This is a genomic window from Cryobacterium sp. M91 (genome assembly GCF_002929615.1).
In the GTDB taxonomy this organism is placed as follows: Bacteria; Actinomycetota; Actinomycetes; order Actinomycetales; family Microbacteriaceae; genus Cryobacterium; species Cryobacterium levicorallinum.
This window is the reverse complement of sequence record NZ_PJJT01000091.1, coordinates 166,417-185,559: the sequence shown is the minus strand read 5'-3', so window position 1 is coordinate 185,559 and position 19,143 is coordinate 166,417. Positions and strand designations below refer to the sequence as shown.

General features: G+C 66.2%; 14 protein-coding genes and 2 pseudogenes. 12 read left to right on the top strand and 4 right to left on the bottom strand.

The window, feature by feature from the left end; translation table 11 throughout:
- Nucleotides 1-251: 251 nt before the first annotated feature.
- Entirely contained in the window at nucleotides 252-4,331 is a 4,080-nt protein-coding gene (hrpA, locus tag CXY80_RS20360) for an ATP-dependent RNA helicase HrpA (RefSeq protein WP_233195451.1), read from the bottom strand.
- Between the two features lie 133 nt (nucleotides 4,332-4,464).
- On the opposite strand from hrpA, the gene CXY80_RS18170 reads away from it, so the two are divergent.
- From CXY80_RS18170 to CXY80_RS18150, 6 genes and pseudogenes are all read left to right on the top strand, one after another.
- Entirely contained in the window at nucleotides 4,465-5,298 is an 834-nt protein-coding gene (locus tag CXY80_RS18170) for an aldo/keto reductase (protein WP_104133302.1), read from the top strand.
- A 129-nt stretch (nucleotides 5,299-5,427) separates the two neighbouring features.
- Nucleotides 5,428-6,093, top strand: a complete 666-nt coding sequence (gene pnuC / locus CXY80_RS18165) for a nicotinamide riboside transporter PnuC (RefSeq protein ID WP_092448898.1) — start codon at nucleotides 5,428-5,430, stop codon at nucleotides 6,091-6,093.
- Nucleotides 6,094-6,135: 42 nt separating this feature from the next.
- A complete protein-coding gene (locus tag CXY80_RS18160) occupies nucleotides 6,136-8,262 on the top strand; it encodes a thioredoxin domain-containing protein (RefSeq protein ID WP_104133301.1) in 2,127 nt (708 codons plus the stop codon).
- 52 nt (nucleotides 8,263-8,314) lie between these two features.
- Nucleotides 8,315-8,449 (top strand): annotated as a pseudogene (locus tag CXY80_RS20870) (DUF1761 family protein); the annotation flags it as partial.
- 59 nt (nucleotides 8,450-8,508) lie between these two features.
- A complete protein-coding gene (locus tag CXY80_RS20865; protein ID WP_369828725.1) occupies nucleotides 8,509-8,742 on the top strand; it encodes a DUF1761 domain-containing protein in 234 nt (77 codons plus the stop codon).
- Between the two features lie 288 nt (nucleotides 8,743-9,030).
- Entirely contained in the window at nucleotides 9,031-10,839 is a 1,809-nt protein-coding gene (locus tag CXY80_RS18150; RefSeq protein WP_092448895.1) for a stealth family protein, read from the top strand.
- Here CXY80_RS18150 and CXY80_RS18145 read toward each other — a convergent pair.
- On the bottom strand, nucleotides 10,769-11,707 hold the full coding sequence (locus tag CXY80_RS18145) for a phosphodiesterase (protein ID WP_104133300.1): 939 nt from the start codon (nucleotides 11,705-11,707) through the stop codon (nucleotides 10,769-10,771). The genes CXY80_RS18150 and CXY80_RS18145 overlap by 71 nt on opposite strands.
- Between CXY80_RS18145 and CXY80_RS20490 the strand changes: the two genes are divergently transcribed.
- From CXY80_RS20490 to CXY80_RS18115, 6 genes are all read left to right on the top strand, one after another.
- Nucleotides 11,669-12,268, top strand: a complete 600-nt coding sequence (locus CXY80_RS20490) for a zinc-binding dehydrogenase (RefSeq protein ID WP_104133392.1) — start codon at nucleotides 11,669-11,671, stop codon at nucleotides 12,266-12,268. The two genes, CXY80_RS18145 and CXY80_RS20490, sit on opposite strands and share 39 nt — an antisense overlap.
- 156 nt (nucleotides 12,269-12,424) lie before the next feature.
- Nucleotides 12,425-13,330: a phosphatase PAP2 family protein gene (locus tag CXY80_RS18135; RefSeq protein ID WP_158251704.1), complete on the top strand. Its 906-nt coding sequence runs from the start codon at nucleotides 12,425-12,427 to the stop codon at nucleotides 13,328-13,330.
- 175 nt (nucleotides 13,331-13,505) lie between these two features.
- Nucleotides 13,506-14,720 (top strand): type III polyketide synthase, encoded by a 1,215-nt coding sequence (locus CXY80_RS18130; RefSeq protein ID WP_104133298.1) that lies wholly within the window; start codon nucleotides 13,506-13,508, stop codon nucleotides 14,718-14,720.
- Complete coding sequence (locus CXY80_RS18125) at nucleotides 14,721-15,419, top strand: class I SAM-dependent methyltransferase (protein ID WP_092448891.1); 699 nt, start codon at nucleotides 14,721-14,723, stop codon at nucleotides 15,417-15,419.
- Nucleotides 15,419-16,543 (top strand): NAD(P)/FAD-dependent oxidoreductase, encoded by a 1,125-nt coding sequence (locus tag CXY80_RS18120; protein WP_158251703.1) that lies wholly within the window; start codon nucleotides 15,419-15,421, stop codon nucleotides 16,541-16,543. Before CXY80_RS18125 ends, CXY80_RS18120 begins: the two co-directional genes overlap by 1 nt.
- 112 nt (nucleotides 16,544-16,655) lie before the next feature.
- Nucleotides 16,656-18,212: a methyltransferase gene (locus CXY80_RS18115; RefSeq protein ID WP_104133297.1), complete on the top strand. Its 1,557-nt coding sequence runs from the start codon at nucleotides 16,656-16,658 to the stop codon at nucleotides 18,210-18,212.
- Here CXY80_RS18115 and CXY80_RS18110 read toward each other — a convergent pair whose 3' ends face one another.
- Both CXY80_RS18110 and CXY80_RS20355 read right to left on the bottom strand, forming a co-directional pair.
- The gene (locus tag CXY80_RS18110) at nucleotides 18,213-18,689 is read right to left on the bottom strand and encodes a hypothetical protein (RefSeq protein WP_233195472.1); all 477 of its coding nucleotides are present in this window, start codon (nucleotides 18,687-18,689) and stop codon (nucleotides 18,213-18,215) included. It abuts the gene before it with no gap.
- A 1-nt stretch (nucleotide 18,690) separates the two neighbouring features.
- Nucleotides 18,691-19,041 (bottom strand): annotated as a pseudogene (locus tag CXY80_RS20355) (GntR family transcriptional regulator); the annotation flags it as partial.
- Between the last annotated feature and the right edge of the window lie 102 nt (nucleotides 19,042-19,143).

Sequence of the window (19,143 nt, the reverse complement as noted above, 5' to 3'; positions counted from 1 at the left end):
CTCCTTTCCGGGCCCGGAAACCGGGCCCATGATGGATCATGGGCCCGGTTCCGTAAGGTGGGCCCAAGCGGCAGAAAGTTACCGGTGCGTGCACTTCGATAGTCACACGCGTGGGGCCGGACAGTGCCGCTACCCGTCGGCTTCGCTTCCATTGCCTCCCGGGCCCGGGCCCGGAAAGTAGGCCCATGGTAGATCATGGGCCCGGTTCCGTAAGGTGGGCCCGGGCAGCAGAATACGGCCGTAGCGGCAAACTACCCGGCGAGCACCTTCTGAATCCGCTGCAGCGAGACGGACTCCGCAGCCTTCAGCTCCTGCGCGAACAGGCTGATGCGCAGCTCCTCGATCATCCAGCGGGCGCGCAGGACCGGCGCCGCGGCATCCGCTTTGAGCGGCATCGTGCCGCCGGCGTTCTCGAACCGCGTGGTCGCGGCCTGGGTCTCGTTCATCCAGACCCGGTCACGGCTCGGGTTGTCAACCAGTTTCGGCACCCGGGCGCTGATTCCGCTGAGGTAGCGCGGCAGGTGCCGCAGTTGGGCCAGGCCGGTCTCGCTGGCGAATCCTGGGTAGACCAGCACCGTCAGCTGTTGGCGGGCATCGCTGATTCCGGGCAGTAAGGCCATGCTGGTCGCGGCCTTGAGCGCCTTGTCGGCCTGTCGATGAGCGGTCAGAATGCGGGCGACCAGGCCGACCGTTTCGAACATGGAGTCCATCACGACGCCGGAGACCCGGTCGCGAATGGTGTCGAACTCGGCCTTCATGAACACCTGGCCGTCGGGTCGCACCCGAAACAGCACGTCGTCGACCGCGGCGGCGAGGCAATCCTCGAACAGGGCTTGCGTGCTCTTATACGGGCTGGTCGCGAGCGAAAGCTTCTCGGCGGCGGTCAGATGTTGCTGCACATACGCGGCCGGCGACGGCGTCGCCAGCAGCAGCAGCCGGCGCACCCCGCGGGGCAGCGCGCGCGCCTGCTCCAGCTCGGTGCTCATCATGCGAATAGAAACGGATGCCCCATCATCGACCAGCGTCGGATACCCGCGAATCGTGTTGTCACCCTGCTTCGTGTCGAGAAAGCGCGGGAGCTCGCCGAGGTCCCAGGTGGTGATGCCGCCGCGCTCGATCGCGTTGCTGGGAGCCGCGGCGCTCGTCGCCTTCGCGACGCTCTCCCGAACGCGGGTACCGAGCCGCCGTTGCAGGTCGGCGAGGTCCTTGTCGGCGGCGACCGTGCGCCCACGTTCGTCGGTGACGACGAAGGTCATGCGCAGGTGCGACGGAACCCGGCCCAGCTCGAAGTCGCGCGCGGAAACCGGCACATAGGTGAGCTTCTGAATCAGCGCGGCGAGCGTCTCGGCGAACGAGCCTTGCGGCACCGGCGTCGGCAGTGCCTCCACGATTCCGGGCTCGCTCGGCAGCTCGCCGAGCAGCCGAGCAGCCCAGTCGGCGGCGGGTACGACATTGCGCCGGATGCTTTTCGGCAGCGACTTGATCATGGCGGTCACGAGCTCGGCGCGGAGGCCGGGCACCTGCCAGTCGAAACCGTTCGGCGAGAGGCGGGCGAGCAGCGCGAGCGGAATGCGCACGGTCACGCCGTCGTCTTCTTCGCCGGGTTCGAAACGGTAGCCGAGGGTCAGACGCTGGTCACCCTGCTGCCAGCTCGGCGGAAAGAGTCCCTCGTCGATCTCGGGGGAGTCCTCGGCGACGAGCGCGTCGGCGGTCATGGTCAGGAGGTCGGGGGTGTCGAACCGGGCAGTGCGCCACCAGCCCTCGAAGCTCTTGGTCGACGACACGTCGGCCGGAATGCGACGCTGATAGAAGTCGAACACCGCTTCATCATCAAAGAGGATGTCCCGGCGCCGGGTGCGCTCCTCCAACTCGGCCAGTTCCTCCCGCAGCCGAGCATTGGCCCGTTCGAACGCCCACATGCCGGGGTCGCCCGTCTGGCCGGGCCGTCCGCCGCGGCTGGCGCTCGAGCCAACGGCGGGTGCGCGGCCAGCGCCGCGCCCACCGCTGGCGTCGCCGCCGTCGGTTGCGATGCTGACGCGTTCGTTGCGGGATGGTCCGCGGGAGCCGCGATCCGCTTCCTTCTCGGCCGAAGCAGACTGCGGTCCAGACGCGCGGTCCCACTCGCCCTCGACCAGCGCGTGCCGAATGAACAGCTCGCGGGCATACGCCGGGTCGATCCGGGAGAACTGCACCCGGCGGCGGGCCACGATCGGTACGCCGTACAGGGTGACCCGTTCGTAGACGACGGCGGCGCCCTGCTTCATCTCCCAGTGCGGTTCGGAGTAGCTGCGCTTGCACAGGTTGCCGGCGAGCGGTTCGGCCCAGGCTGGGTCGACGACCGCGTTCATGCGGGCGAACAACCGGCTGGTTTCGACCAGTTCGGCGCTCATCACCGCGTTCGGCTGCTTCTTGGCCAGGGTTGAGCCGGGAAACAGCACGAAGCGCTGCTGTCTGGCGCCGACGTAGTCCTTCTTGGCGACGTCCTTCAGCCCGATGTGCGAGAGCAGCCCGGCCAGCAGCGATCGGTGCACGCCGTCGGGGTTGGCGCTCGGTTCACCGAGGTGCAGGCCGAGCGGCTTGGCGAGCTGGCGCAACTGGCGCAAGACGTCTTGCCATTCGCGCACCCGCAGGTAGTTCAGGTACTCGTTCTTGCACAGTCGACGGAAGGCGCTCGAGCCGAGTTCGGACTGTTGCTTCTCGAGGTAGTTCCAAAGGTTGAGCAGGCTGAGAAAGTCGCTCGTCGGGTCGGCGAACCGAGCGTGAAACTGGTCGGCTTGCGCGCGCCGTTCGAGTGGGCGCTCCCGCGGATCCTGAATGGTCAGCCCGGCGACGATCGCCATGACTTCCCTACTGGTGCCCTGCGTTTTCGACTCGATCACCATGCGGCCAAAGCGCGGATCGATCGGCAGCTGCGCGAGCTGCTGGCCGATGCGGGTCAGGCGCGGGGTGGCCGGGCCGGCGGCGGGGGCGGCATCCGTTTCAACCGGGCGGCGACCGCTCTTGGTGCGACCGGTACCCTCCGCCTCGATGGCGCCTAGTTCGGCGAGCAGGTCGAGGCCGTCCTTGATATTGCGGCTGTCCGGCGGGGTGAGAAACGGGAACGAGGCAATATCGCCGAGGCCGAGCGAGATCATCTGCAGAATGACCGCGGCGAGGTTCGTGCGCAGAATCTCCGGCTCGGTATATTCCGGGCGGCGCATATAGTCTTCTTCGGAATATAACCGAATCGCAATACCGTCGCTGGTGCGGCCGCTGCGGCCGCTGCGCTGGTTGCCAGAGGCCTGCGAGATCGCTTCGATCGGCAACCGCTGCACCTTGGACCGCACGCTGTAGCGGCTGATCCGCGCCGTTCCGGCGTCGATCACATAACGGATGCCCGGCACCGTCAGACTGGTCTCGGCCACGTTGGTCGCGAGCACGATGCGTCGTTTGACCCCGGCCACGGTCGACGGCTGGAACACCCGGTGCTGGTCCGCCGACGACAACCGGCCGTACAGCGGCAGCACCTCGGTGGGATTGCGGCTGGCCGAGGAGGCGTACTTGCCCTGCAGCGCGTCGGCGGCGTCGCGAATCTCGGTCTCGCCGGAAAGGAAGACCAGCACGTCACCATTCGACTCCCGCTCGAGCTCGTCGAGAGCCGTGGTGATGCCCTCGATGTAGTCGCGGTCAACCGGGGGAGCGGCATCCGTCGTGTCGTCATCGTCGTCGTCGTCGATGCCGGGCTCGGCCACGAGCGGGCGGTAGCGAATCTCCACCGGGAAGGTGCGCCCTGACACCTCGACGACGGGCGCCGGGGTACCGTCGGCGGCCGCGAAATGCTTCGCGAAACTGGCCGGGTCGATCGTCGCCGAGGTGATGATGAGTTTGAGATCGGGTCGCTTGGGCAGCAACTGCCGCAAATACCCGAGCAGAAAGTCAATATTGAGGCTGCGCTCATGCGCCTCGTCGATGATGATCGTGTCGTACTTGCGCAGCATCCGGTCGCGGTGAATTTCATTCAAGAGGATGCCGTCGGTCATCAACTTAATGCGGGTATCCGCGCCGACTTTGTCGGTGAACCGCACCTGGTAGCCGACGAGCTGCCCGACCTCCTGGCCGAGCTCCTCGGCAATGCGCTCGGCAATGGTGCGCGCGGCGAGCCGGCGCGGCTGGGTGTGGCCGATGTTCTTGCGGCCGAGCTCGAGGCAGATCTTGGGCAGCTGGGTGGTCTTGCCCGACCCGGTCGATCCGGCGACGATCACGACCTGGTTGTCGCGAATCGCGCGGGCGATGTCCTCCCGGCGCTGGCTGACCGGCAGTTCGGGCGGGAAGGTGATATTGAGCGTTTCCATGAAGTCTCAATATTACTTCGCCCCCACCCGCGACGTGAAAGTGCCCGTGCTGGCCAGCGCGGGCGCTTTCGCGGTCAGTGAACATTGGGGGTTGGGAGAGAGTGTCGAGGACCCCGGCTTATAGGCTGGGGCGATGACGAAATCTGTTCCCACCATCACCCTCAACGACGGCCACACGATTCCTCAGCTCGGTTTCGGCGTGTTCAAGGTCGAGCCCGACGAAACCACCCGCATTGTGGCCGACGCGCTGTCGGTCGGGTACCGCCACATCGACACCGCTGCCATCTACGGTAACGAGGAGGGTGTGGGCAAGGCACTCGCCGCTTCGGCCATCGACCGTTCCGAGCTGTTCATCACAACCAAATTGTGGAACGACCGTCAGGGCACCCAATCAGCCTTTGACGCTTTCGAGGAGAGCCTCGAGAAGCTCGGCCTCGACTACGTCGACCTGTACCTCATTCACTGGCCGGCTCCGGCCAACGACAAGTTTGTCGAGAGCTGGAAGGCCCTCGAAAAGATTCAGGAGTCGGGCCGTGCCCGTTCCATCGGCGTGTCCAACTTTCTGGTGCCGCACCTCGACCGGCTGCTGCACGAGACCAGCATCGTGCCCGCCGTCAACCAGATCGAGCTGCACCCGGCACACCAGCAGCCGGAGGTCATCGCTTTCGCTCGCGAAAACGGCATCAACATTGAAGCCTGGGGCCCGCTCGGCCAGGGCAAGTACCCCCTGTTCGACGAGCAGGTGATAGCGGATGCTGCCGACGCGCACGGCAAGTCGCCAGCGCAGGTCGTCATTCGCTGGCACCTGCAGATCGGCAACATTCTGTTCCCCAAGTCGAACCGCCTCGCGCGCATGACGGAGAACTTCGACGTGTTCGACTTCGAACTGACCCACACCGAGGTGACCATGATCTCCGCGCTCGAGCGCGCCGGCCGAGTCTCGGCTCACCCCAACGAGGTGAACTAGCCCGCAGCATCCGCTTATGCGTGGCCCCGGCGATCGACGGTCTGTGGGGCCACGGGTGTGCAACGGCGTACATTGGGGTGTGCTGTGCTCCCTTGAGCGCGGTTGCGCGCCGCCCCGCAGAAAGAACCCATGAATCCTATTGAATGGCTATTCGACGCGCAGCTGCAGCTTGGCACCCAGACCATTCTCTGGCGCGAGGTCATCGGCAACGCCTTCGGAATTGCGAGCGCCGTCGGGGGCATGCGCCGCAAGATCTGGGCCTGGCCGGTCGGGATCGTCGGCAACGTGCTGTTGTTCACAGTGTTCCTCGGCGCCGTGTTCGGGACGCCGAACCCGGTCAACCTGCTTGGGCAGGCCGGGCGTCAGATCATGTTCATCGTCGTGTCGATCTTCGGCTGGGTGCAGTGGCAGCGCAGCCGCAATTCCGCCGTGCACGTTGCCGTCGCCCCGCACTGGGCTGGCAACCGCACCCGCATTCTGCTCGCCGCTGGGCTGATCGCCGGCACCCTCGTGCTCACCCCGATTTTTCGTGCGCTCGGCTCGTTCGAACCGGTCTGGGCAGATGCCTGGATCTTCACCGGTTCGCTGCTCGCGACCTACGGTATGGCCAAGGGGTGGACCGAGTTCTGGCTGATCTGGGTGGCCGTCGACGTAGTCGGGGTGCCGCTGCTGATCAGCGCCGGCTACTATGCGTCCGCCGTGCTGTATCTGTTCTACGGGGCATTCACCATCATCGGGTTCATCGTCTGGGTGCGGGTACAACGCCGCCGGAGTGCACTGCTCGGCGTCGTTTAGGCCCGTATCGCTGGAATTGGGCAAGCGGGAGCAGAATGGAACATGCCCAATCACCTCGCCGACGCCATCAGTCCCTACCTCCGCAGTCACGCTGACAACCCGGTGGAGTGGTTCGGCTGGGGCGAGCAGGCCTTCGCCGAAGCGCGCGAGCGGGACGTTCCGGTGCTCGTCTCGATCGGCTATTCCACCTGCCATTGGTGTCATGTCATGGCCAGGGAGAGCTTCAGCGACCCGGCCATCGCGGAGTACCTCAACGCCCACTTCGTGAGCATCAAGGTCGACCGTGAGGAGCACCCGGACGTCGACGCGAGCTACCTGGCCGCGGCAAGCGCGTTTATCGATGGGCTCGGCTGGCCGCTCAACGTGTTCGTCACGCCCGACGGCCGGGCCTTTCATGCCGGAACCTACTTTCCGCCGGTCGGGCAGCCGGGGCATCCGTCATTTCGCGACGTACTGACCGCGGTGACGGATGCTTGGCTCACGCGCCGCGCGGACCTGACGGCGGGCGCGGCTCGGGTCGCAGAGATGCTCGCCGAGTCGGCGCGTGACCTGGCCGCGGGAGTCGGCTCCGCGTCCGGCGGCGGGCCCGGCGCTGGACCCGATGCCGACCGGCTCGACCAGGCGGTGGCCGAACTGGTCGCCTACGAGGACGCTTCGTTCGGCGGCTTCGGCGGCGCGCCGAAGTTTCCGGTGGCGCCGGCACTCTCCTTTCTGCTCGGGCACGGTGGGATCGACGACCCAGGCCCCGAGCTCGCCGTGCGCACGCTCAAACTCATGGGAGCGTCACCCCTGCGGGACCCGATCGAGGGCGGCTTCTTTCGGTACGCCGTCAATCGCGATTGGAGCGATCCGCACTACGAACGCATGCTCTACGACAACGCTCAACTGCTCGGCCTCTACACCCGCGCCTGGATGCTCACCGAAGCGCCGTGGGCACGCCACGTCGCCGAGGGAATCGCACGCTTTCTCTGCGACGTGATGCAGCTGCCGAGCGGCGGTTTCGCGAGTGCCCAGGATTCGGAGAGCGCAGTCGACGGCCAGCGCGTCGAGGGCGGCTACTACGCCCTCGAAGCGAGCGACCGCCTCCGGCAGACCCCGCCAGCCCGCGACGAGAAGGTACTCACCGGCTGGAACGGCCTCGCCATCCAAGCACTGGCCCGAGCCGGCTTCGCCTTCGACCAGCCCGACCTGATCGCCGCCGCCCGCCGCGCGGCCGACTATCTGCGCGTGCACCACGAGCGCGCTGATGGCACGCTGGTACGGGCCTCCGTCAGCGGATCAGCCTCCGGCGAACGTTCCTCGGATGCGAAGGCCACGTTGGAGGACTACGGCATGTACTCACGGGGACTCCTTGAACTTGCTCTCGTCACCGGTGACGTCACATACGCCACCCAGGCTCGTCACCTGCTCGACAGAACGCTATCGGACACCACCGACGCTGCTGATCGGGCCGGTGCAGTGACCGACCCCGGTGTCAGCACGACGGCATCGAGCCCCGCTTTTCGCCCGCCGCACGGCTCGGATACCGTACTCACCGCGCAGGGCCTGGTCAGCGCCATTGACCCGTCGGAGGGCGCCTACCCCTCCGGACTATCCGCCACGGTCGACGCGGCCGTACTACTCCACCAGCTCACCGGCGACGACCGCTACCGCCGAGCCGCGGCGGCCGGACTCAGCCTGGTCGCCACCCTCGCTCCGCAGCGTCCGCTCGCTTTCGGCGCCGCGCTGCGCCTCTTCGACGAGCTCAACGCCCCGATCCAGCAGCTCGTCATCGTCGAGCCAGACGAGCCAGACGAGCCAGACGAGCCAGACGGAGTCCGCGCCGACCCCACCAACCCCGACCCCACCAACCCCACCAACCCTGACGCCACCGCCCACGGCGCCACCGGCCTCAACCCCACCCTGCTCGACCTCGCCCGGCGCCATCCGGCTGGCGTAGTCGTCGCCGTGACCGAATCGCAGGCCTGCGCCTTCGACGACGCGGGATTCGACCTCTTTGCCGCTCGAACAGCGCAGACCGGCCAGCCCACCGCGTACTTCTGCCGCGACTTCGTCTGCCAACTGCCGGTCACCGACCCGGCTCAACTGCCGCCGATCGACGCCACCGCCGCGCTTCTGGCCAAAATTGCCGCTGAACAGCAACAATTGGGCGGGCCACACAAGCACTAACATCGGGATACCGCCTACGCCCCACGTTCAGGACCAGCCGAAAGGATCCCTCATGGTTCCCGAAATCAACATCTGGGCTGTGCTCCTGGCCACCGCATCGAGCATGGTCGTCGGCTTGATCTGGTACACCCGCGTGGTCTTCGGCCGGTACTGGATGAAAGCCGTCGGACACACCCAGGAAAGCATGAAGGGCAGCGGCACCGGCGCTATTATCATCACGGTCATCGTCAGCTTCGTCATCGCCTCATGCTGGCCGGCGCCGAAGCGATCGCTCAGAACTTCTACGGCGGCGACTTTCTGTTCAATACCCTGCTCACCGGGTTCATCCTCTGGGTCGGATTCACCGCAGCTCGCATGGTCACCCACGACGCCTTCGACCGCCGCCCGACCGGCCTCACCGGGCTCAACCTGACCCACGAACTCGTGACCATTCTGCTCATGGCTTTGCTCATCGGCTTGTTCGGCATCTCCGCTCTCTAACGCGCACCGACTGTGCGAAACGGATGCCGCGGCATCCGTTTTTGAGCCCCGCCCGCCGTTGCGCGGGTGCAGCAAACTACCGGCATCGGAGACGTACACTGGGGGAACGCCCCTGCGTGTCACCGGCCGCTGGTCGCTCATCGAGAATCTCGGCGGCACCATGTTTCCTGCGAATCAGCTGTTCGAGACACAGGCAGAGCAGCGTTCATGCCGGCTTTTTCGGCCGCACTCCCCGGGACAGGCTCGAATTGCCCCGTGTTTGAGTGCTCCACTTTTTCAAGGAGGACCATGGCGACACTCGATATTCCAGACGCACAACCGGATGCGCGCACGGAATCCCCAAAAGTCGGTTACCCCGATTCCTCCGGCGGTGACATTTTTGATACCGACGCTTTTCGCCCCGACTCCGTCGGCTACGACTCGAACGAACCCGAACCGCCAACGAACACCGGCTTGATCCCGACTCTTTCCCTGAGCAACGAGCCCGAATTGGTGTTGATCACACCGGATGCCCGCACCCGCCGCTTCAACCGGGATGACGTAGTCGTGCGCAAGGGCGAGATCGCGTTGATCAATGGCCACTACACGCCACACGAGTCCATGGTCAAAGACCTCGTCGCCGTCTACGACGCCCTCACCCGCGGTGGAATCGACTTTCTGCTCGTGCGCGGCGACCACAACCGTCCGGTCATCGCTGTTGACCGCAAGCGTCGCAAGGAAATCACCCAGGTGCTTAGCGAGGCGTTCGCCAATGAGCCCTTCTACGCCAAGCCGCAGGGCGGCAACGTGAACCAGCAATTTCTCCTCGCCGACGGCGCTCTTACGGTGTTACGCAAGTCGTCGGTTTTTCGGGTCTACCGCCCGCGGATCGAACCGATTGGACGCCTGCGCTACGGGGCTCAGACCGCGTTTCAGCTCGAATTGTGGCGTTTCGGTGAAGACGAAATCATCGCGCCGGTCGAGAACGCACTCATGCGCACCCGGCTGCCGCGCTCCGAGGCCCGCGAAACGACGATCGACCTGTACGGGCGCACCTGGCTGACCCTGCAGAACATGTTCGACGACCTGGCGAGTGACGTCACATTTGACATCGATCTCGTATTCAGCTGGGTCGACGGCTCGAGCGACGAGTTTCAGCGGGAACGTGCCAAGCGCATGCAGGCCTATGTCGTTGGCGAGGGCGACGATTCGGATGCCCGTTTTCGACAGATCGACGAGCTCAAGTACGCCCTCCGCAGTGTTTACATGTTCGCCCCGTGGATTCGTCGTATTTTCATCGCGACCGATTCTCCGGCACCGGAGTGGCTCGCTGAGCATCCGCGCGTGACGATCATGCGCAGCGAAGATTTCTTCGTCGACACGAGCGTGCTGCCCATCCACAATTCGCACGCCGTGGAAAGCCAGCTGCAGCACATTCCGGGGCTTGCGGAGCACTTTCTGTATTCGAACGATGACATGTTCTTCGGCCGTCCGGTCGGGCCCGAGCTGTTCTTCTCGCCGGGCGGCGTGACCAAGTTTGTGGAAGCAGCCACTCGAATCGGTCTAGGCGAGAACGACCCGACGCGCAGCGGGTTTGAGAACGCCGCACGGGTAAACCGTGCCCTGCTTCGTGGCCGCTTCGGCAAAGTCACTACCCGCCACCTTGAGCACACGCCGGCGCCTATGCGCAAAAGCGTGCTGCTTGAGTTGGAGCGGGAGTTTCCCGAGGACTTCAGCCGCACGGCAGCCAGCCGGTTCCGCTCGGCGACCGACATCTCGGTCACCAATTCGCTGTATCACTACTACGCATTGATGACCGGCCGTGCGGTTGCGCAGACCCAGGTGCGCTCGCTCTACGTCGAGACGACCCTGCGCATCGCCCTGCGGCAGATGAACCATTTGCGCAAGCACCGCGATCAGGACATGTTCTGTCTCAATGATGGGAGCCACCCGGAAATCACGCCCGATGTGCGCCGGGACGCGGTAACTGCGTTTCTGAACCTGTACTTTCCGATCGTGGCACCGTGGGAGCGGACCAGCCTAGCCGCTAGCGCAGAACCGGAATCGGCCGTGTCATTGGCGGCTCACGCAGTGCAGGCAGAGTTTCCGACGGCGTAATCTCGACGCCGGAAGCGTGCAGACGACGCGCGCTTTCGGCGGCATCCACGTAGTCGAGCGTTGGGTAGTGGCCGAGCGGAACAACTGAGTGCAAAACCGTGCCGGGGTAGACGTGCACCAGGTTGAACGCTCGGGCGCCATCGCGCCCGAGGGTTCCGCCGATGGGAACGTTGAGGTCTTGCGTGTAGCAGGTTGCCGACGCTACCGACACGGGGATGCCGGCGAACATGGCCATCGATGAATAGTGCAGGTGGCCGGCAATGATGCTGCGCACATCGGTGCCGCGCAGCACGTCGGCCAGACGGTCCTGGTCGCGCAGCTCGACGGCGGTGGCCAGGTCGAGCACGCTCGGAATGGGCGGGTGATGCATCGCCAGAATCGTGCCGTCGGGGGCCGGTACGCGCAGCTCTTCAGCGAGCCACTGCAGCTGTTGGTCGGTCACTGTTCCGTAGTGGTGACCGGGCACCGAGGTGTCGAGGGTGATCAGGCGCAGGCCGTTGAGGTCGTAGGACCGGTCGATCGGCGCGTCGCTGGCCACCTCACCGAACAGTTCGATGCGAAAAGCCGAGCGATTGTCGTGGTTGCCCATGACCCAGACGATTCGGGCGCCGAGACGCTCAGCGACCGGCTCCACGATCTGACGCAGCAGCTGGTAGGCGCCGGGCTCACCCTTGTCGGCGAGATCACCGGTGACGACGATGGCCTCTGGCTGGGCTCCGGAGGCCTCGACCTCGGCGAACAGCTCGGCCAGGTGGGCTTCAACGTTGACGCTGCCATAGAGTTTCGAGCCCCCCGCCAGCAGGTGGGTGTCGCTCAGGTGTAACAGGAAATGATCCGGCTGGGGGTATTCAGCCGTTCGAAAGCTCACGGAGCGTCCATTCGTTTGTCGCGGACGCGCTTTGCCGGCGCGCTTTCACGATGTTTGGACCTATTCGATCAGATGTACTTGAACAACCGGTGTACGCCACACCTTAATCCTGCATCGGTCGGGGTAAATGGGCAAGTGCCGTCATTGAATCGTGCTCAGGATCCGTACCCGAGGCTGGCCGCATGGCTCGATACGTACGCATTGAGGAATTTGGTGGCCCAGCGTTCTGAGCATCGTGCACGACGAGCAGCCGCGCCGGTTGTGACTGCCGCCCTCGACTGCAAAGGCGCAGCGACCATCGATGCGGCACTCGAGCTGGGCGTTCCCGGCGGTCGGATCAACACGATCGCCGCGCGTGGCCACCGGGCTGGCGCCGGCATCACCGAGGTGGGCGGACAGGCCGCGGATATTGATGACCTCCGTGCCCTCTCCGCGCTGATCGCGAGCGGGGAGATCGTGCTGCCGATCGACCGGGTGTTCCCGCTCGAGCAGGTGCAGGGCGCCTACCGTCACCTGATGGCCCGGCACCTGCGCGGCAAGGTCGTGCTCGCGACCCGGTAGGCGAGTCCCGGGTGCTCGGGGCCGCGGTCCGGCCGTTCCTGGCCGGGAAAGGGGCTCGCCGGCGCGGCGCGCTGGCTGGTCTGCGATTTGTTCCGGAGACGTGGCCGCTCCAGGCCGACCCGCTCGGGCTCCCAGCCGGTTGTGGCATGCTTGACCGTGCGCACCAGATTCAAACCGAACGCTCCGCTACAGGGGGCGTATGGCTACCTCGCCGGAGCCGCGCTGATCGCGCTCGTATTCGTCGGTCTCTACCTATTTTTCGTGCGGGGCCATGCCGGCCAGGAGGCCGACCAGCTCGCCTATAACGGCGCCGAATTCGGCCGCCGCAGCATCACCCCGTTCACCGGTCGGGTGCTCGACTCTGTGCCCGATGTGGCCGTGGTGTTCGGCGTCGTACTGACCGCGATCATCGCGCTCGTGCGCCGCAACTGGCGCACCCTGCTCGTCGCCCTGGTGGCGGCCGGGGCAGCGACGGCGACCGCGCAGCTGCTCAAGTACGGCATCCTGGCCCGCCCCGATCTGGCCGTCGAGGGCTACGCCGGAAACTCTTTCCCGTCGGGGCATACGACGGTGGCGGCGGCATCCGCTCTCGTGGTGTTTCTGGTGGCGAGCCCGCGCACCCGGCCAATAGTCGCCGGCTGGGGCACCGCCTTCGCCGTGCTGGCCGGGGTCGCAACGCTCGCCAACCAGTGGCATCGGCCCAGTGACGTGATTGCCGGGCTGCTCTGGGTTGCCTTCTGGGGCTGCCTGGCCGGTGCCGTGCTGGCCTGGCCGCGGGTCGGGGCGCTGCCCCGCGCCGCCGGCGACGGCTCCAGCTCACGGTGGCCCGCCTTCATCGGCCTGCGCCGATCCACCATTCGCGTTATTCGCTGGCTGTCGGTCGGCTTCGGTGCTGTCTCCGTGCTGGCCTTTGTCGCTACCCTCGTGGTGAACAGCAGCCTGTTCGACAGCGTCGGAACGCTGAACACCGTCGTCGCCTATTTCGGTGGCGTCGCGGCCATCGTTACCGCAGGCCTGCTGCTTGCGCTCAGCGGAACGCGGCTGTTCGCCCGCCTTCCGTAGATTTCGCTCGCTGCCCGTTCACAACCAGCTTGACGCAGAGGGTGTTCCGACAATCTCCGCAGTTATGCACTGCAGCTGGGAATTCTGTGGCCTGGCGCCCCCGAAAAGCTGTGGCGGGCCGATTTTTCGGCGCACTAGGGCTGTACGGAACAGAAGTCGCGTGCAACACTGATTTATGGCCGTCACGCTGAGAGCGCTCCAGACCGTAGTACCCCCGACGATTCTGATCCAAGAGCAGGTGCGCGATATCTTCGCCGCCCAGCCCGGACTTAGCCGACTAGCTCAACGGCTGGTCAGCACCAGTTTCAACGTGTCGGGTATCGAGACGCGACATACCGTGATCGCCGAGCTGACCCTCGACAACGATTCGACCGAACCGCAGTTCTTCGACGCGCACAAACAGCTGCTGCTCATGCCGAGCACCCGGGTGCGCAACGAGCTCTACATCGAAGAGGCCACCAAACTGTTCGTCGAGGCCGGCCGCCGGGCGCTCGCCGCCTGCCCCGACATTCGTCCCGAAGACATAACGCACGTTGTCACCGTTTCCTGCACCGGATTCTACGCGCCCGGCCCCGACTATATGCTCGTGCGGGAGCTTGGCCTGAACGCCAGCACGCAGCGCTATCACCTGGGATTCATGGGCTGCTACGCAGCGATGCCGGCCCTCCGCATCGCGAAGCAGTTCGTTGAGGCCGACCCGAACGCGGTCGTGCTGGTGGTCAGCGCCGAACTCTGCTCGCTGCACCTGCGTACCTCGAGCGATCCAGATACCATCGTTGCCTCCTCGCTATTCTCCGACGGCGCGGCCGCCGGCATCGTCAGCGCGCGGGCCCCGCTCGCGGGCGAGAAGGCCTTGGGCCTCGACCTGTTCGAAACGGTGATCACGCCGGTCGGCGAGGGCGACATGGCCTGGAAAATCGGCGACGAGGGCTTCGAGATGATTCTGAGCACCTACGTTCCGCACATCATCGACGAGCACATCGAGGGCGCGCTCGCCCCACTGTTCGCCCGCGATGTGTCGATCACCGGGCAGCTCGCAGCCACTGCTTCCCTCGAAGCGGATGCCGTCGGCTCGACTCTGGGCGCGGCAGTGCTCACCCTCGCGCCCCCCGCCTCGCTCAGTTCGGTGATCGAGCATTGGGCGATCCACCCCGGCGGCCGCAGCATTCTCGACAAGACCGAGGCGAAGCTCGAGCTGCGCCCCGACCAGCTGCTGCCTTCGCGCCAGACGCTGCGCACCAACGGCAATATGAGCAGCGCGACCATTTTGTTCGTGATGAAGGCTATTCTGGACGGTCCGGCCACGGCCGACGGCGAGCGGGTCTGCGCCATGGCGTTCGGCCCCGGACTCACCGTGGAGTCCGGCCTGATGACCGTGATCGAGGGCTGAATGGTCCTTCCCTCCCTGCGCGTGCGCGCCCACGACGCGGTGGAGATCATGGATTCCCCGCTCTGTGACCCGACCATGCTCACCCGCACCTATCAGGATTTTCGGGTGGTCAATGCGGTCGTCTCGGGCTGGTGGGGGATCTATCGCCGCAGCATCCGCCCCGCCCTGTCAACCACGACCGAACTGACGCTGCTCGATGTCGGATCGGGCGGCGGCGATGTGTCGCGGGCGCTGGCCGGCTGGGCGGTGCGTGACGGCCTGCGGCTGAGGGTGACCGGCATCGACCCGGATGCCCGCGCGCACGTGTTCGCGACGTCGCAGCCGAAGATTGCCGGGCTGACTTTTCGGCGGGCGCTGAGCTCGGATCTTGTCGCGGAGGGCGAGCACTATGACTTCGTGGTCTCCAACCATGTGCTGCACCACCTGAGCGTCGACGAGCTCAAGGGGCTGCTCGTGGACTCCGAATCGCTCGCACGGCGTCGGGTGCTGCACGCCGATCTCGAACGCTCGAACTTCGCCTACCTCGGGTTCGCGGCGGCTACCTGGCCGTTCTTTCGACACTCCTATATTCGGCCGGACGGGCTCACCTCGATTCAACGCAGCTACACCGCCGTCGAGCTGCGGGCCGCGGTTCCGGTCGGATGGACCGTTTCGCGCGGCAGGCCATCGCGGCTCGTGCTGGGCTGGGATGCGGCCTGATGCGTGACGTTGTCATCGTGGGTGGCGGGCCGGTCGGTACGATGCTCGCCTGCGTATTCGCAGTCGGCGGGCTCGATGTTGAGGTGGTCGAGCAGCGCGAGCTGCCGTCGCTGCGCTCGCGGGCGATCGGCATCCACCCGCCGTCGCTGCGCGCCCTCGCCTCTATCGGTGTCGCCGACGCCCTGCTCGACCGGGCGGTACGCATTCACCAGGGGGAGGTACGCTGCGACGGCCGCAGGCTCGGGCAGCTGTCGTTCGAGCGGGCAGCGCCGGAATATCCATTCGTGGTCGCGGTGCCGCAATACGAGACGGAGGCCCTGTTGCGCGCCCGGTTCGACCAGCTCAGGCCGGGGCAGTATCGCAGCGGTGTGACGGTCACCGGAGTGCACGATCGCGGCGATGCCGTCGTGCTCTCGACCGACGCCGGCCCAATCGAGGCGCGCTATGTGATTGGCGCGGACGGCGCCCGCAGCCAGGTGCGGGCGGCGGCCGGCATCACCTGGCGGCAGCTCGGCCGCAGCGAAACCTATCTCATGGGCGACTTCGCCGACCCTGATCCGGGCGACACCGGTGCGGTGCTCTATTTCGAGCGCGGCGGCGTGGTGGAGTCCTTCCCACTGCCCGGCGGCCGGCGCCGTTGGGTGGCGATGACCGATTTTCTCGCCACGGAAGCCGACAGCGCCGACCTGGCCGCGCTCGTCCGTCATCGAACCGACGTCAGGGTGGCCGAACCGCTCGGGGCAGCGAGCGCCTTCGGAGTGCAGCAGCGGCTTGCAGGGCGCATGCAGGCGGGCCGCATCGTGCTGGTCGGCGATGCAGCGCATCAGATTAGTCCGATCGGCGGGCAGGGCATGAACCTGGGCTGGCTCGACGCCGTTGCGCTCGCGCCGGCTCTGCAGCGGGCGCTGCTCGAGCCGGCGGTGGCGGCATCCGTTCTGGGTGGTTATGACCGGTCCCGCCGGAGTGCCGCTCACCGCGCGGCCGTGCAGGCCGGATTCAACATGAATATGGGTCGGCCGGCCCGTGGCCTGCGGCTCGGTGCCCGCAACGCCCTCGTGCGTTCGCTCACCCTGCCGCCGGCCAACGAACTCGTCGCCCGCGCGTTCACGATGCGCTGGCTGTGACCTGACGGGTAGGTCGCCGGTCTAATGCACGACATGCCGGCTCCGCTCAGCGGGGCGCAGATTCACCGGCCTGACGTTCGGGCGTGGGCCGCAGATCGAGTTGAATAGACGGGTGACTTCTGCAACTCTCGTTCCCCGCCTCCGCACCGACCTCGCTGCCGCCCACTTCTCGGTTCCCGGCCTGACCGGATTATGGGGCATTGAAGCGGATGCTGCCCTCCGCCGCAACCAGCGGGTTCCGGCCCAGCGGGCGCTCGCCACGCTCGCCGCGAAGCTCGGCCGGAACGAGCCCGCCGCGACCCTCGCCCGGCTGTTCCTGCTCGGCGACGCGGTGCCGCGAGCCGACCTCGACGCCGCGCTTCCGACGCTCGGGGCGGTCGGCGCCGCGGAGCTCGGGCTCGTGGCGGCGGACGGTTCGGCCGACGTATGCCCGCTCGTCGACCTGCGCCCGTACAGCTTCATCGACGCGCACGGCGCCGGCAGCTGGTGGATCGTGAGCGATCTGGGGGAGCTGGCGCTCGGGCATCCGCTGGGCGAAACGCACGTTCTCGGCATCGGCGGAGCCTCGCGCACCCTCAGCGGACTCATGATGCCGACGGCGGTGGAGCGGGCGCTCGACATCGGAACCGGCTGCGGAATCCAGGCCATGCACGCCTCGCGGCACGCCGAGCAGGTCGTCGCGACCGACATTTCGGTGCGGGCGCTCGAGCTTGCGGCGCTGAACGCCGAGCTCAACGAGATCGACAATATCGAGTTTCGCTTTGGCAGCCTGTTCGAGCCGGTGGTGGGGGAGCGGTTCGATCACATTATCTCGAACCCGCCGTTCGTGATCACGCCGCGCGCCGAGGGTGTGCCGAGCTACGAGTATCGGGACGGCGGAATGGTCGGCGACGCCCTGGTCGAGGCCGTCGTGCGCGGGGCCGCCGACCATCTCACCCCCGGCGGCGTCGTGCAGCTGCTCGGCAACTGGGAATACCACGATGAAACGGATGCCTTCGAACGACTCGAGCGCTGGCTCACGCCGGGTGCCCTCGACGCGTGGATCATTGAGCGCGAGGTGCAGACGCCGGGCGAGTACGCCGAGACTTGGATCCGCGACGGCGGCACCCGACCCGGCCCCGACTTCGACCGGCTGTACAACGCCTGGCTGAACGACTTCGAAGCGCGCGGCGTGCGCCGCGTCGGGTTTGGATACCTGCTGTTGCGCCTGCCCGCCGGCGATGCACCCGCCGCTGGCGGTGAGGCGCCCATCTCCGCCCCGACGCTGCGTCGCCTCGAGCGCCTGCCCGATGCCCTGGGCCACAACCCGGCCGGGCTCGGCGCGCACCTCGCCGAGTGTCTCGCCGCGCACGACTGGCAGGCTCAAACGGATGATGCGCGCATGTTGCGCACGAACCTCACCGTGGCCTCCGACGTCACCGAAGAGCGCCACTACTGGCCCGGCCAGTCGGATCCGACGCTCATGACCCTGCACCAGGGCAGCGGATTCGGCCGCTCGGTGCCGCTCGACACGGCCCTGGCCGGATTGGTAGGTGCCTGCGACGGCGACCTCGGGGTCGGTGCCATCATCGGCGCGCTCGCCCAGCTGCTCGACGCCGACGAGCCAGCGCTTGCCGCCGAACTGCTGCCCAAGGTGCGCGCCCTGCTCGTCGACGGCTTCCTGAAGTAGCTAGTTCTTGGGGGTCGCGCGGCGCAGAGCCAGGAAGCCGCCGAATCCGGCGACCGCTGCGGGCAGAAGCAGCCAGGCGAAGATGCCGCCGATTCCCTGGGCGCCGAACCAGATAGCAACTGCCGGCCAGCTGCTCGTGAAGGTGATGATCGTGACCGCGCCGACGATGGCCAAGGCCAGCGAGCTCCAGAACACGAGCATGCCGGGCATGCGCCAGCGCATATAGATGGTCGCGATCGACGCCCCGATGAAGAACACGAGCAGCTGCATCACGAAGAACGAGAAAAGGTCAACCCAGAACCCGTCGATGCCGAGCCAGAGCGCGTTGAACATATAGGTGTCGATGAACCACTCCTCGGTCAGCTGTTCGAGCTGGGTCAGCAGGGCGAACGCGAGGGCGTTGGCGGCCGAGATCAGTACGAACAGCAGCGCTGTTCCGAGGTAGAAGTCCCGGCGGGTGACGCCGAAACCGAGCACGAGCGGAAATCCGAAGGAGATGGCCTGCCTGTTCCGGGGTGATGCCGAGCTTGGCGGCTTCACTCAGCAGGGGGCCGACGAAGTTGGCCCGAAACTGTTCGGTGCGGGCGACGACCAGTCGTTGCCGAGCTCCGGTTGCTACAAACATTCCTATTCCTCGCCTCTTGTAGAGAATGCCGTCTTCGACCAGACGGTTGACGCCCTTGTCAGCTCTCGCCGGATTGATGCGGTGAAAGGCCGCGAATTCGTTGGTCGACGGAACGGATATTTCTTCCTCAAGGACGCCATCAACGATGTCGTTCTCGATCTGCTCCGCGATCTGCACGAAGATCGGTTTGCCCGCTTCGATCAAGGACTGTCTGCTTTCAGTGGATGCTGCTGCCCGATTCCCAGCCCCCGCCGGTTCACTGGTTAGTTGGTCATGTGACTAACTAGTTGCCTTCAGGGGAAAATG